Consider the following 15,397-nt stretch of genomic DNA (forward strand, 5'->3'; position numbering starts at 1 on the left):
AGAAAGTGGCACCATCTTATCACCGGAAGCGGGGTGACTCATGAACTTTGCCGGACCCGGATGGCGCGCGCGATCCGGCCATCGACCGCCACCTGCGTGTGGCCGATCCGGAACAGGTACGACGGGAAGCGCTGGACCATTTCGACCCGGCATCCGGGCAGGATGCCGAGCGCCAGCAGCTTGGGAAGCGTTCCGTCCCCTTTCTCCGCGTGAAGATCCGCGACTGTTCCCCGCTCTCCGGGCAAAAGCTCGGTCAGCGGCCTGGGTTCCCCGACGATCGATTCACGCAGCATCTCTCTTCCTCCTCCAGCCCTTGATGATTTTCGTCAGCCCGGATTCACCCGGCGTTTCGTACCCGCAGTTGGGGCAGCGCAGCTTCCCGCAACCCCCCGCCATCGGGCACCCGCGGCAAGACCGCTTCGCATCGCTTTCCTCGAACGCCAGTCCGCACAGTTCGCATTTCACAGCGTCACCCCCAGTGCCGGCAGCGCCTTGCCAACGAGGAAGGACACCAGGAAGGCATAGGGGAAGATGAAGGCGGCCATGCCGACCGCGGTCTTCCATCCGCGTTCCTTGACCGTGATGGTGAACTGCGCGATGCAGGGGAGAAACAGCGTCATCGCGACGACCGCGACGACCAGCGGAATGCCGTGCAGCACGCCGCTCTGCTTGAGGTCGTAGAGGCCGGCCGCCCCGTAGTCGCGCCGGAAGAAGCCGAACAGGAAGGAGACGGCCGTCTCGACGGGTAGGCCGACGAAGGACACGGCGGGCTTGAGCGCCGCGACCGCCCGGTCGAACAGCCCCGTGAGCCGCCCGAGCCAGATGACGACGCTCGCCCAGAGGAACATCGGCAGGATTTCCCGGAAGTACCACTCGACGCGCGTGTAGGTCTTGGTGAGGACGTTGCGCCAGCGGGGCAGGCGAAGGGGCGGCACCTCCATGTAGAACAGCGGCGCGGCCCCGGGCAGCACTTTCGCCGCGAGATATCCGACCAGCAGGAAATTGAGCGCCATCACGACGCCCCAGACGAGGAGCGACTTCGGGCTGCCGGCCAGCAGCGCGAAGATCACGCCGAGCTGCGCCGAGCAGGGGATGGCCAGCGACAGAAGCAGCGTCGCCAGCAGCCGCTCCCGCTTCGTCTCCAGCGTCCGCGTCACCATCGTCGCCATCGTGTCGCATCCGAAGCCGAGCACCATCGGGATCACGGCGCGTCCCGAGAGGCCGATCGTCTTGAAGAGCCGGTCGATCAGCATCGCGAGGCGGGGCAGGTACCCCGTGTCCTCGATCACCGAAAAGGCGATGAAAAAGGTCGCGACGATCGGCAGGATGAGCGCCACTGCGTAGCGGACCCCGAGCGTCACGACGCCGTACTCCCCGACGAAAAGGTCCCGGAGCACGGCCCATGGGATGATGGCGGCCGCGGCCTTGATGACGTACGGGTTGATCCGCTGCTCGAAGATCGTATGCTCGAGGAAATCGACCGACGTCTGCGCGCCGAACACCCCCACGAATTCGTAGAGCGCGTAGAGCGACGCCAGCAGGATCGGGATGCCGTACAGCGGGTGCATCATCCAATGGCTCAGCCGTTCGCCGAAACGAAGCCCGTTTTCCTTCTTCGAGCGGTACACCCGTCCGCAGAGCTGATCCGTCTTCTCCTGCCGGGCGACCGCCAGGACGTAATCGAGCCCAAGTTGCGCCTTCTCCCGGACAGGGCGCGCGATCCGTTCGATCGCTTCCCCGTCCGTGTCCGGATCGTCCGCCAGCATCCCGTTCAACTCGAGGTCCCCCTGCAGCAGCAGAAGCGCCGCAGCCCTCCGCCCCATCGCGAGCGAATCGCCGACCATCAGGCCGATCGCCGCCGCGGCCCGCTCGATGTCGGACGGATAGGCGATCGTTGCAGCGCCTTCACCTTGCCGGTTCAGCAGGATCGTTTCCCGAAGCGCGTCCAGCCCTTCCCCCGTCACCGTCGAGGTGACCACGACCGGGACGCCCAGCGATTCCGACAGGGCGGGGACGTCGATCGAGACGCCCGTCCGCGACATCTCGTCGGCCATGTTGAGCACCAGCACGAGGGGGAGCGCCGCCTCGATCAGCTGCAACGTCATCGGGAGCATGCGAGGCAGGTTTTTCGCATCGATGACATGAAGGACGGTATCCGCCGTTTCCCGCAGGAGGATGGAACGGGCGACGCGCTCTTCATCGGTCAGCGACCGGAGCGAATACATGCCCGGCGTGTCGATCACCTCGAACTCGCGTTCGCCCCAGCGCGCTTTTCCGCGGCTGACTTCGACGGTGGTCCCGGGATAATTGGAAACGGCGACGTAGGCTCCGGTCAGCCGGTTGAACAGGGCGCTTTTCCCCACGTTGGGGCAGCCGACCAGCACCAGTTTCGGCAGTCCCTCCGCCGGCGCTTCGGGAAGCTGGCGGCAGCAGGCGGCATTCGTGCTTGAACGACTCATATCGATTCTCCTCCGTGATCTCGTGTCCATAGGTTTGTCTTGACGGTTCAGATGGCCGCCTGGAGCTGCAGGTAGCCGTAGTCGATGTCCTTCTCGCGGCCGGTGGCGTCCCGAAAGAAGCCGCCGGTGAAGAAGCGGTCGGCGCCGAGCGTTACGCAAAGCCCGTCACGCACCGTCCAGGCGAGGGCGAGATCGGCCTCGACGCCGAGTGCTTTCGAGAAGCCGGCTGGAACCTGATCGGCCCGCACGGCATGGCCGGTCAGCGAAAGATTGACTGCCGGCGACAGGTCGGCCGCGCCACCGAGCGTGAGGATCCGCAGGCCGCTGGCGGCATGACCGGCCACGGTCAGTCCGCTCAGGTCGCCGATCACGTTCATGTCGCCGACCTGCGGCGTGTCGTTGTTCGGGTTGTGGAATTCCCGGAAGTGGTGGTCCCCCGGATTCCCGTCGCCGCTGCCCCAGGCGAATCCGCCGAACAGCTTTCCGGGGAAGCGGGCGGGCGCCGGGCGAAAGGTCAGGTCGACGTGCCCTCCGAAGGCGGCGATCGGGTCGTACCCGCCGGCACCGTCGGCTTTCCGCCCGAACTGCCAGACGGGCTCGGCTTCGAGGTCGAGCCGTTCCCCGAAGCGGGCCGCAGCCCGGGCGCCGACAGACCAGGTGACCTCGTGCGCCCCGCCGGCGTGGGTCGCCCCGACGCCGCCGGTGTCGCGCAGGCCGTAGAGGTCGAGCGTGAAATCCTTCTGCGGCAGGATCGTCCCGTATATTCCGTAAAGCGTGCCTTCGATCCCGCCCGAATTCCGCTTCACGTAACGCCCGCCGAACAGGTCGACCGACAGGCGATCGGCGGGGCGGAGGGTCAGCCTGGCCGCGTCCCACGACTGGCCGTCATAGAAGGTGTCGGCTCCGAGCAGGAAGGTGCTGCCGTAAACCAGCTCCTGTCGCCCGACCTTGGCGGTCAATCCGGGCGTGCCGGGAAGCGACCCTTCGAGATACGCCTGGTAGACCATGACGGCCGAGAGATCCTGCCGGCCCGCGAGGCCGTACCATTGCCCTTCGATCCGCCCCCGCCAGCTGTTGTCCTGCCCTGTCTCGAAGGAAGGGCGCAGTCGGACCAGCCCCCGGGTGTCGTCTTCGCCCTCCGCGACGGCGGCGGTTCCCAGGTCGAAGTGGCGGGCGGCTTCCCCCCGCATCATGGCGTCGAGGCCGAACCGGCTTCCGGCTAATCCCGGTGTGCCGCTTCCGTCCGCCGCGAACGCTGCGCCTGGCGCCAGAAACAGGGCGACCGTAACTACAAACATAAGCCTGAACAGTCGTTTCATTCCGTAAGCAAAATTATCGATCGCCTTGGCCACCTGGATTCCTTTCGGTCGCGCCATGTTATATATGAGCACTCGTTTCATCAATGGTTCAAAAAAAACCTACCCCACCGAAACGTGGTGGACGCACTCCTCGATGAGGTTGCTGATGTGCTCGTCGTCGAGGGAATAGAAGGCGATCTTGCCTTCCTTTCGATACTTGACCAGCCGCTGCCCCCGCAGCAGCCGGAGCTGGTGCGAGATCGCGGAACCGGTCAGGCCAAGCAGCCGCGACAGGTCGATGACGCAGAGTTCCTGCCCGGACAAGGCGGAAATGATGCGAACCCGGGTGGGGTCGCTCAAGGCGGCGAACGTCTCGGCCAGCGCCCGGACCATCCGGTCGCCCGGCATGGCGGCCTTCGCCGAGCGCACGCTGGCAGGATCCACGAACGGGACCGGGCTGTCCTGCGCTTTCCCTGTCTTCGATTGAGGCAACCGGTCTCCTGCGGGGTTTTGTATTATGAAATGACTGTTCACTTATAGCAAGATGCCGCGTGCACGTCAAGCGGGTTTTTCCCGGACCGCCCCAGCGTCGTGATCCGCCCCCGTCCGCGCGTGTATAATCGGCGGATGGTCGGGCTCAGCGAACGCGACATCTGCACGAAATTCATTTCTCCCGCCATCAATCGATCGGGATGGGACATCGATACACAAGTCCGAGAGGAAGTCTCGTTCACCAAGGGACGGATCATCGTCCGCGGCAAGCTCGTCACCCGCGGCAAGGCCAAACGCGCCGATTACGTTCTCTACTACAAGCCGAACATCCCGATCGCACTCATCGAAGCCAAGGACGGCAGCCACGCCGTCGGCGACGGCATGCAGCAGGCGCTGGAATATGCCGCCACTCTAGACATTCCCTTCGTGTTCTCGTCCAACGGTTCTGCCTTCATGTTCCACGATCGCACCGGCAATGGCGGAGAAATGGAAACCGAGCTTCCACTCCACGCCTTCCCGACGCCCGAGGCGCTTTGGATCAAATACCGCACATGGAAGGGGATGGATCCCGCGCAGGAAGCGCTCGCGCTTCAGCCCTATTACGAAGATGGCGGCGAAAAGGAACCGCGATACTACCAGCGCATCGCCATCAACAACGCCATTGAGGCCATAGCCAAGGGGAAGAATCGTATCCTCCTCGTCATGGCGACGGGCACCGGCAAGACCTATACCGCATTCCAGATCCTCTGGCGCCTGTGGAAGTCCGGCCGGAAGAAGCGGATTCTTTACCTCGCCGACCGTAACGTGCTCATCGACCAGACGATGGTGAACGATTTCCGACCCTTCGGAAAAACCATGGCGAAGCTCAGCACCCACTCGAAGACGATCGAGCGCGAAGACGGCACCGAAGTGCAACTGCCGACCGCGATCGACCGGAAGCATCGCCGCATCGACACTTCTTACGAAATCTATCTCGCCCTTTATCAGGCCATAACCGGCCCCGACGATAGCCAGAAGCTCTACCGCGAACTGTCGCCCGATTTTTTCGACCTCATCGTGATCGACGAATGCCACCGCGGAAGTGCGGCGGCCGATTCCGCCTGGCGGGAGATTCTCGACCACTTCTCCTCGGCCACCCAAATCGGCATGACCGCGACGCCGAAGGAGACCGAATACGTCTCCAACATCGACTATTTCGGCGAGCCGGTTTATTCCTACTCGCTCAAGGCCGGTATCCGTGACGGCTTCCTCGCCCCGTACAAGGTGGTCAAGGTCCATCTCGATGTCGATGTCGAGGGCTATCGGCCCGCGCGGGGTGAGATCGACCGATACGGCTACGAGATTGAAGACCGGATCTACAATCCGAAGGATTTCGACCGCAACCTGGTGATCGACGAGCGCACCCGGCGCGTCGCACACAAGATCAGCGAATTTCTCAAGGAAATCGGCGACCGCCTCCAGAAGACCATCGTTTTCTGCGTCGATACCGAGCACGCGGCGCGGATGCGGCAGGCGTTGATCAACGAAAACGCGGATCTCGTCCTGAAGAACCCGCGCTATGTCATGCGCATCACCGGCGACGATACGGAAGGGTGCGACCAGATCGGCAACTTCATCGACCCGGAAGCGAAATACCCGGTGATCGTCACCACCTCTCGGCTGCTCTCGACCGGCGTCGATGCCCAGACGTGTCGCCTCATCGTCCTCGACCGGGAAGTGGGTTCCATGACGGAGTTCAAGCAGATCGTCGGCCGCGGCACGCGCGTCCACGAGGACACGAAAAAGTTCTACTTCACCCTGATCGATTTCCGGAAGGCGACGAATCATTTCGCCGACCCCGATTTCGACGGCGAACCGGTGCAGATCTACGTGCCGGGCGAGGATGACCCGGTCGCACCGCCTGATGATGTTCCGCCCGCGGACGATGGGGAGGCAGCTCTCCCGCCGGAACCGGGCGACGATGAAGTAGTGATTGTCGATCCCGACCGGCCGGATATCGACATCGAGGCGGGCTCCGACAGGCCCCGGAAATATTACATCGAGGGACGCGAGGTCATGATTGTGGCCGAGCGCGTCGAATATCTCGACGAAGAGGGCAAGCTGGTTACCGAGACGTTGCGCGACTATTCGAAGATGGTGCTGAAAAAACGGTTCGCCAGTCTCGACGAGTTCCTGCGGCGCTGGAGCGACGCCGACCGCAAGCAGGTCATCATCGAGGAACTTGAAAACGAAGGGGTGCTGCTTGCTCCGCTGGCCGAGGAGGTGGGAAAGAACCTCGATCCCTTCGACCTGATCTGCCACGTCGCCTTCGACCAGCCGACGCTCACCCGGCGCGAACGCGCCGACCAGGTTCGCAAGCGCGACGTCTTTACAAAGTACGGAGAGCAGGCGCGCGCCGTGCTCGAAGCGTTGCTGCTGAAATACCAGGACGAGGGCGTCACCGGGCTCGACGACCTGCACATTCTCAAGGTTGCGCCCTTCGATGCCATGGGCACCCCGATCGAACTCATCAACACTTTCGGTGGACGGGACGGCTTCGAGAAAGCCGTCCATGAACTCCAGTCCGCCCTCTACGGAAAGGTTGCCTGATCCTCATGAACGTGCGCACGACCGTGAAATCGATCCAGGACATCATGCGGCAGGACAGCGGCGTCGACGGCGATGCCCAGCGCATATCCCAGCTCTGTTGGATGTTCTTCCTCAAGATCATCGACGACCAGGATCGCGAGCTTGAACTGATGGACGACGGCTACCGATCGCCCATTCCCGAAAAGTTCCAGTGGCGCGCCTGGGCGGCAGACCCCGAAGGAATCACCGGCGAGGCGCTGCAGGCGTTCGTCAACGACGCGTTGTTCCCGGCGTTAAAAGAATTGTCCAGTGCCGCGCAGGATGGCCGCCACCGCGTCGTGCGCGACGTGTTCGAAGATGCCTACAACTACATGAAGTCGGGCCAGCTCATGCGTCAGGTGGTCAACAAGATCACCGCCATCGACTTCAACAACCTGGCTGAGCGGCGCCATTTCGGCGACATCTACGAGCAGATCCTGAACGATCTGCAAAGCGCCGGTAACGCAGGCGAGTACTACACCCCCCGCGCCGTCACCGCCTTCATGGCCGACCGCATCGATCCCCAACCCGGCCAGATTCTCTTCGACCCTGCCTGCGGCACCGGCGGATTCCTCACATGCGCGATCCGCCACATGCGCGACCGCTACGTGAAGACGCCGGCCGACGAAAAGCGGATGCAGCAAGGTCTGCGCGCCACCGAGAAAAAGCAGCTCCCGCACATGCTCTGCGTTACCAACCTGTTGCTCCATGGAATCGACGACCCTTCGTTCATCCGGCACGACAACACGCTGGCGCGCCCTTACATCAGCTACACCAGTTCCGATCGGGTCGACATCGTCCTCACGAATCCGCCCTTCGGCGGACGCGAGGAAGACGGCATCGAGAGCAACTTCCCCAAACATTTCCAGACGCGCGAGACGGCCGACCTTTTCCTCGCGCTGATCGTCCGCCTGCTCAGAAACGGCGGCCGCGCCGCCGTGGTGCTGCCCGACGGCACGCTGTTCGGCGAAGGCGTCAAGACGCGCCTCAAGGAACATCTGCTCGAGGAGTGCAACCTCCACACGATCGTCCGACTGCCGAACAGCGTCTTCAAGCCGTACGCCAACATCGGCACCAACCTGCTCTTCTTCGAAAAGGGAACGCCGACCCAAGAAATCTGGTTCTACGAACATCGCGTGCCCGAAGGCCAGAAGGCGTATTCGATGACGCGGCCGATCCGCTTCGAGCATCTGCAATCGTGCATCGACTGGTGGGACAGGCGAGAGGTAACCGAGGTCGCCTGGAAGGTCGGCATCGATGAGATCAAGTCACGCAACTTCAACCTCGACATCAAGAACCCGCACACGGTCGATGAGGAGTATGGCGACCCCGCCGAACTGCTCGCGAAGCTGGAACAAAGCGAAGCCGAAACCGCCAACCTGCGCGACTAGCTGAAAGCGATCCTGGAAGAGGCGCTGCGGAGGTGAAAAAAATCGGCAGGTATAGGACTCAAGACCCGAGGTCGAGAGCCACACGGCATGGAGCCGACTTTTACCTGCCGATATATGGAAAGCGTGACCCATGACAAACGGTTCGTCAACATCGTTATTGAACCACTTCGACCGGATCGCCGAAGCGCCCGACGCTGTGCCGCGCCTGCGCCGCTTCATCCTCGACCTGGCGGTGCGCGGAAAACTCGTCCCGCAGGATCCGAACGACGAACCGGCGTCGGAGTTGTTGAAGCGGATCAAGGCGGAGAAGGTGCGGCTGGCCAATGCCGGTAAGGCCAAGACACGGCAGATCTCACCTTCTGATGACAGAGCAATGTTGTCATTTGACGTCCCCAAACATTGGGCTTGTTTGCCGCTAAATGCAATTGGCACGCTTTCGGGCGGTATGACGCCATCGAAGAACCGGCTTGATTATTGGGATGGCGAAGTGAATTGGTTTTCTCCGAAAGACATCAAGTCGGAAGAATTGATTGTCTCAGGAATGAAGATTACCCCTGCTGGCGTGTCTGAGACCGGTCTGCAACTCTATCGCCCTGGATGCCTGTTCATGGTCGCCCGAAGCGGCATCCTCAAACGCACATTTCCGGTTTCAATTAATCGTGTTGCGGCAACGGTCAATCAGGATTTGAAGGTTCTGGCCCCATTTATCAAAGGCATGGAGAGATATCTCCAGATTGCGCTGAAGGGGATGACGGATTTTATCTTGGGCAATCATGTGAAAACGGGGACCACGGTTCAGAGCCTTAAATTCGAGGGGTTTGAGTATTTACCTCTCCCACTTCCTCCGAATGAGGAGCAGCATCGGATTGTGGCGAAGGTGGATGAACTGATGGCGCTGTGTGACCAACTCGAGGCGGCGCAGACGAAACGCGAGCGGCGGCGCGACCGACTGGTGGCAGCGACGCTCCACGGGCTTAACGACGGCGCTGCGATATCGGTCGTTGACGAGGCGGGAAACGTTGCCGGTGGTGGCGAGATTCCGGCGTCCGACGTTTGCTCGAATTTTGAGAATAACGCCCGCTTCCTCTTCAACCACCTCCCGAATCTCATCACCCGCCCAGAACAGATCAAGCAACTCCGCCAAACCATCCTCAACCTCGCCGTTCGCGGCAAACTCGTCCCGCAAGACCCGAACGACGAACCGGCCTCGGTGCTGCTGAAGAGAATCGAAGTGGAGAAGAAAAATCTAATTAAGGCGGGAGAAATCAGAAAGGGAGGCGATCTCCCACAAATAGGGGATGCCGATATTTCGCTTAGGCCGCCGTCCTCTTGGGAATGGGTTCGTTTGGGGAGCATTGGGGATTGGGGTTCAGGGAGCACCCCGCCGCGCGGTAATAGCGAATACTATGATGGCGGTATTCCATGGCTGAAAAGTGGGGAATTGGAGGACAGGACCGACCTGAAAGGCTCAGAAGAGACGGTATCCGAAATCGCCATCAGCAAATGTTCGTTCCGAAAGAATAAGCCCGGCGATGTTTTGATCGCGATGTATGGCGCCACGATCGGAAAACTGGCAATTCTTGGCGAATCTGCCGTTACAAATCAGGCCGTGTGCGGTTGCACCCCTTTTGATGGAGTTTATAACCGCTACCTGTTTTTATATCTGCTCTCACGGAGATCAAATTTTCACGCGCAGAGCGAAGGCGGGGCACAACCGAATATTTCAAAAATAAAGATCATCAATTCTCCTTTTCCCCTGCCTCCTCTCGCCGAGCAACACCGGATCGTGGTGAAGGTTGATGAACTGATGGCGTTGTGCGATGAATTGGAGGTGCGAATCACGTCATCCTCGACCACCCGTTACCAACTCTTGGACGCAGCCCTTGCCGAAGTTCTTGCCTGATGCGGTTGATCCAAAGAATAACCCGTGTAAGCGCAATCGACAGAAAATATCGCCAACGAAGTAATTCTAGGTGGGCTAAATGCTATGAGAACGAAATAAAAGAGGAGGAGTTATAAGTCATGGTGCTTCATCCAAAAGAAGCTCTGATTTCTGCCATTGATGTAACTCGCAAGCCCGTTGCGTTCTTAGTGGGGGCTCCATTTTCTGCGGATAATAACGGCAAAGGGGTCCCTGATGTTATACGAATGCTAGATATTGTTCGTGAGGTTATTCTGGAAACGATTCCTTCGGAAATAGCGCGATATGACAAAGAGATAGAAGGGAAGATAGGGCCTATTGCTTATCAGGCTGCAATGAGTTGGTTGCAAGCCAATGTCCATCAAGATGCTGTTAACGCGGTTGTTCGCAGGGCGGTACTACGATCTTGCCTTGATATTGCATCTATCGGCGGGCCAAATGAACCGACGACTGATGGCGATCCAGCGAATTGGTTTATTCCGCAGGGGACTAAAAACCTAGCGGCTCTCGTTTGCAACTCAAATCCTCGATACCAAGGACCGATCCTTACGCCAAATTTCGACCCATTATTGTCCCTAGCAATCCGAGAATATGGAAAGCGGCCCAGTCGGAGAGTGCTTGATACTGATGGATCTTTGCCGCGGGAAATTGAAGAAGAGCCTGATGTAAGAAGTGTGGTGCATCTGCATGGGTACTGGCGTGGATCGGACACCCTGCACACTCCCACTCAACTGCACAGCCCACGACCAAAATTGAAGGCGGCCCTACAACATTTGTTGCGCAAACATCTTTTGGTCGTAGTTGCATATGGTGGTTGGGACGATGTTTTTACAACTGCGCTTTCTGAATTGCTTCATGATGATCAAGCAGAAATTGATGTTCTCTGGTGTTTTCGAGAAACTGATTCGGAAATTGTAAGAAGTAAATATAAGCGTTTTCTCGACAGTGTTGCGCCAGCCATTGTTAGGGGTCGCTTCCGCGGATACGGGGGAATCGACTGTCATTCTATCTTTGCGGAAATTAATACCTCGGGCGGCGGTTCGACTGTTGCCTCCCCCTCAATGCCCTTGCCAATGCCCGCAGAGGGACCCATCCTCTTAGATTCGCCGGTAACAACGGAAAAAAGAAAAAAGGATAATTTGAATTCCGCGGATCGTATTTTCACTAAACGGTTGGATGAAGCACTTGTGTCGTTTTCTTCTCAGCCGAAAGTGTGGGTTGAGCCAATCCTTTGCAAGAGTCCAGAGGTTGCGAATGATGCGGAAGCTGCGACCAAGATTAATTTATCAGATATGCTATCTGCTCCTAAATCAACAATAATTAAAGCTCCTCCACAGTTTGGACTGACCTGTTTAGCTCATTATTTAGTGAGAGAGGCATGGCGGAGCCAAGATGCTCCATTGTGGATTTATTTGGATTCAAAGAGTACTGGCCCTCACAAGGGGGCTATAGAAAAAGGAATGGAGGGGGAACTTGCGCTCATAGGATGTGTAGAGCAGGACATAAAATGCATTGTATTGGACTCCTGGACAAGCAGTGAGAAAGACGCGTATAAGCTACTCAGAAATATATGTTCCAGATTCGCAAATGTACCAATAATAGTAATGCAAACGATGGATAGTAATAAGTTTTTGAATTATTCTGACAAAGTTGAACTTGACCGGGAGTTCGAGGTGTTATTTCTATGGGCGCTTCCTCTTGGACATGTCCGAAAAGTTGTTTCGGATTATAATGAAATTAGACATATCGGGGATGAGGATAAGATAACAAAAAAAGTAGTATCTGATCTCGAAGTACTAAATGTCCACAGAACACCATTTAATTGTCTAACATTGTTAAAGGTTTCTGAGATTGATTTTGACGAAAGTCCAGTTAATCGATCAGAAATGATAAAAAGAGTGCTATTTCTTCTTTTTAATGTTGATGATATCCCTACCTATAAAGTGCGCCCAGATCTTAAAGATAGTGAATACGTACTGGGATACTTTTGTGAGCAAATGCTTAGGGATGGCACATATTCGTTTACTAGAGATTATTTCTTAAGTGTTCTAGAAAGATGCTGCAAAGAAAGATTCATTGACCTTGAGGTGCAGGTTGTATTTGATGTGTTATATAGTAACAACATTCTGATCAAGCGTGGCGATCTTTTCAGTTTTAGATTCGCCTTCTGGATATACTATTTCGCTGCCCAAAGGATGCTTCATAGCAAGGAATTCGCCAATTTTATTTACGAAGATATGCGGTATACCAAGTATCCAGAAATAATGGAGTTCTATACTGGAATTGATCGGCAGCGCGAAGACGCTCTCAATGTGTTGATAAGGGATATAGGGGCCACTTGCGATAAAATACAGGATAAATGCGGCCTTCCAGATGGACTTAATCCTTATCGTTTTGCTCAGTGGACACCTTCTGACGCGTTACTTGAGCAAATGCAAGACGAAATAAGCAACGGCGTAAGTGGTTCGAATCTGCCCGCATCAGTTAAAGATCATTATGCCGACAGCAAGTATGACCGAAAGCGACCCTATGACCAGGATATCCGAGATTTCTTAGCCGAATATTCTTACGTTTACATGGTGCAGGCAATGAGGGCCGGAGCGAGAGCGCTTCGAAATAGCGATTATGTTGAGCCGGAGACTAAGCGTCAATTGTTGAGTGGAATTATGCGTTGCTGGGAACAGGTTTCAAAGGTTCTGATGATATTGACACCGTTATTGGCAGAAAGGGGTCGCGCTTCATTCGATGGCCAAGGATATTTGTTGATTGGAGATTTTGGGGATACTACAGAAGAAAGGATTTTGCGTATATTGGGTGAGTTGCCAAATAATGTGGTGAATTGGTTCCAGGATGATCTTTTCTCGCAAAAAATGGGGCCTTTACTTATAGACCAATACGTGCATGATTCAAATGATATCACAAAGCATGAATTAATATTAATGCTCACAAATCAAAGGCCGCGCGGGTGGAAAATACAGGTACAGCACTACATTGCTTCGATAGCAAAAAACTCTTTTTACCTGTGGGATGTTTCTCGGACACTCCGCCATCAGTATAGTTATAGCTATGCATCATCTAAGACTTTGAGCGATATCGAGTATCTAATAAAAATGGCAGCAGCCAAACATTTAACCGGGAGCAAAAATCCAGGAATAAAGCTTATTAATAAGATTGTTGATGCAATCCCTTCTCGTGGAGTAAAAACAGACGGGAAGGCAATATAATGAATATGTTTATTGTGAATTAGTATTATTTCTCAAACAAAAGATGTGTTGATAGGCGATTCGATGTAAGGCGCATTCCGACCAAGTATTGGCATCTTTAGGGGTATTGTTCAAGGAAAGGTGGCCTTTATGGTGACGAGAAAAAAATCATTGAACAAAGTTCCGGCTGGGCGGGGGACGGCGCGCATCGAGTATCTGCGCGTCCAGAATTACCGCGCGATCAAGGCGGTCGAATTCAAGAACATCACGCCGATGACCGTGTTATTGGGGCCGAACGGGAGCGGGAAGTCGACGGTCTTTGACGTATTCAACTTCCTCTCCGAGTGTTTCCAATTCGGGCTACGTCATGCCTGGGATCGGCGGGGGCGTGCTAAGGAGCTGAAAACGCGTGGCCAGGACGGGCCCATCGTCATCGAGATCAAATACCGGGAGCGTCCCGGGTCCCCGATCATCACCTATCACCTGGCGGTGGATGAGGAAAAAGGGAAGGTTCTCGTCACGGAAGAGTGGCTGTCGTGGCGACGGGGGCCGAAAGGGCAGCCGTTTCATTTTCTCGACTACAAACGCGGGCAGGGCGCGGCAGTCAGCGGAGAAGAGCCGGATGAGAGCGGTAAACGGGTCGACACGCCGTTGCGCGCACCGGATCTGATCGCAGCGAACACGCTGGGGCAGTTCGCCGATCATCCCCGCGTCGCCGCATTGCGGGAGTTCATCACCGACTGGTACGTTTCCTATCTCTCGATCGACGAAACCCGGGGGCAGCCCGAAGCCGGACCGCAGGAACGCCTGAACAAGTCGGGCGACAATCTGCCCAACGTCATCCAGTTCCTAAAGGAACAGGACGAGCCGCGTCTGCTTCACATCTTCGAAGTGCTGCGCCAGAGGATCCCGCGCCTTGAGCAGGTGATTGCGGAACCCATGCCGGATGGCCGTCTGTTGATGCAGATCAAGGATGCTCCGTTCGACCGGCCGATCCTGTCCCGCTTCGCTTCGGATGGAACGCTCAAGATGCTGGCGTATCTGACGGTGCTGTACGCTCCCGAGCCGCCCCGGTTTATCGGCATCGAGGAGCCAGAAAATTTCCTGCACCCGCGTGTGCTGCCCGAGTTGGCGGAGGAATGTCGCAAAGCATCAGAGCGATCCCAACTGTTCGTGACGACGCACTCGCCGTTCTTCCTGAATGCGTTGCGTCCGGAGGAAGTTCGGGTGCTTTATCGCGATGAGCAGGGGTATACCCAGGCCGTTCGCGCAATGGACATCCAGGGCGTTCGCGAATTCATGGCCGCCGGGGCATCGATGGGGCATCTGTGGATGGAAGGGCGCTTCGGGGTGGGCGATCCCCTGGTCAATGCCGGTGCGCCTCGGGGCAAGAGGCGTTCCCGATGAGCGTTGAACATGTCGAGGTGCTGGTCGAAGAGCCGTCGATGGAGGCGGCGCTTCGTGCCCTGCTTCCGAAGGTTCTCGGGGCGGTATCGTTCGATATCTACCCTTACCAGTGCAAAAATGAGTTGCTCGCACGGCTTCCCACGCGGCTATCTGGCTATTCGAGGTGGATCAAGGATTCATGGAGAATTCTCGTGGTCGTTGATCGGGATGACGACGATTGCGCGCAGTTGAAGCGGACGCTTGAAGATATGGCCCGTGCCTCAGGCTTAAAAACACGCATCGGCGTGGAGGGAAAGCCTTGGACCGTTGTCAACCGTCTTGCCATTGAAGAGCTGGAATCCTGGTATTTCGGCGATTGGCAGGCGGTCCGTAAAGCGTATCCACGAGTTCCCGCGACGATTCCGATGCAGGCGAAATACCGCGATCCGGACGCTATCGCAGGCGGAACTTGGGAAGCCTTCGAGCGGGTTCTGCAGCGGGCGGGATATTTCAAGGGAGGCCTTGCCAAGATCGAGGCCGCCCGGACGATTGCTCCGCACATGATCCCGACAGGCAACTCGTCCAGAAGTTTTCAGGTGTTGAATGCCGTTTTGTCGGAAATGACTGCGGCTTAATGCGT

At 57.2% G+C, this 15,397-nt stretch carries 10 protein-coding genes; 6 read left to right on the top strand and 4 right to left on the bottom strand.

Features of this window, described 5'->3' with window-relative positions:
- Positions 1–38: 38 nt before the first annotated feature.
- The 4 genes from VGK27_10460 to VGK27_10475 all read right to left on the bottom strand — a co-directional run bounded on the left by VGK27_10460 (position 39) and on the right by VGK27_10475 (position 4,249).
- Positions 39–293, bottom strand: coding sequence for a FeoA family protein (locus tag VGK27_10460; GenBank protein ID HEY3490525.1), 255 nt, complete (start codon positions 291–293; stop codon positions 39–41).
- 168 nt (positions 294–461) lie between these two features.
- Positions 462–2,459, bottom strand: coding sequence for a ferrous iron transport protein B (gene feoB / locus VGK27_10465; protein HEY3490526.1), 1,998 nt, complete (start codon positions 2,457–2,459; stop codon positions 462–464).
- A gap of 47 nt (positions 2,460–2,506) precedes the next feature.
- Positions 2,507–3,835, bottom strand: a complete 1,329-nt coding sequence (locus tag VGK27_10470; protein ID HEY3490527.1) for an alginate export family protein — start codon at positions 3,833–3,835, stop codon at positions 2,507–2,509.
- A gap of 42 nt (positions 3,836–3,877) precedes the next feature.
- Positions 3,878–4,249 (bottom strand): metalloregulator ArsR/SmtB family transcription factor, encoded by a 372-nt coding sequence (locus tag VGK27_10475; GenBank protein HEY3490528.1) that lies wholly within the window; start codon positions 4,247–4,249, stop codon positions 3,878–3,880.
- A gap of 135 nt (positions 4,250–4,384) precedes the next feature.
- Between VGK27_10475 and VGK27_10480 the strand changes: the two genes are divergently transcribed.
- The 6 genes from VGK27_10480 (at position 4,385) to VGK27_10505 (ending at position 15,392) form a co-directional block, all read left to right on the top strand.
- Positions 4,385–6,838 carry a DEAD/DEAH box helicase family protein gene (locus VGK27_10480; GenBank protein HEY3490529.1) on the top strand — a complete coding sequence of 818 codons (2,454 nt, stop codon included), beginning with the start codon at positions 4,385–4,387 and terminating at the stop codon, positions 6,836–6,838.
- A gap of 5 nt (positions 6,839–6,843) precedes the next feature.
- Positions 6,844–8,247: a class I SAM-dependent DNA methyltransferase gene (locus VGK27_10485; GenBank protein ID HEY3490530.1), complete on the top strand. Its 1,404-nt coding sequence runs from the start codon at positions 6,844–6,846 to the stop codon at positions 8,245–8,247.
- 130 nt (positions 8,248–8,377) lie between these two features.
- On the top strand, positions 8,378–10,150 hold the full coding sequence (locus tag VGK27_10490) for a restriction endonuclease subunit S (protein HEY3490531.1): 1,773 nt from the start codon (positions 8,378–8,380) through the stop codon (positions 10,148–10,150).
- A 119-nt stretch (positions 10,151–10,269) separates the two neighbouring features.
- Entirely contained in the window at positions 10,270–13,392 is a 3,123-nt protein-coding gene (locus VGK27_10495) for an SIR2 family protein (GenBank protein ID HEY3490532.1), read from the top strand.
- 129 nt (positions 13,393–13,521) lie between these two features.
- Entirely contained in the window at positions 13,522–14,778 is a 1,257-nt protein-coding gene (locus VGK27_10500) for an AAA family ATPase (GenBank protein HEY3490533.1), read from the top strand.
- Entirely contained in the window at positions 14,775–15,392 is a 618-nt protein-coding gene (locus VGK27_10505; GenBank protein ID HEY3490534.1) for a DUF4276 family protein, read from the top strand. The genes VGK27_10500 and VGK27_10505 overlap by 4 nt, the downstream gene beginning before the upstream one ends.
- Positions 15,393–15,397: the final 5 nt, after the last annotated feature.

This window comes from Candidatus Deferrimicrobiaceae bacterium, assembly GCA_036504035.1.
Lineage (GTDB): Bacteria > Desulfobacterota > Deferrimicrobia > Deferrimicrobiales > Deferrimicrobiaceae > JANXPS01.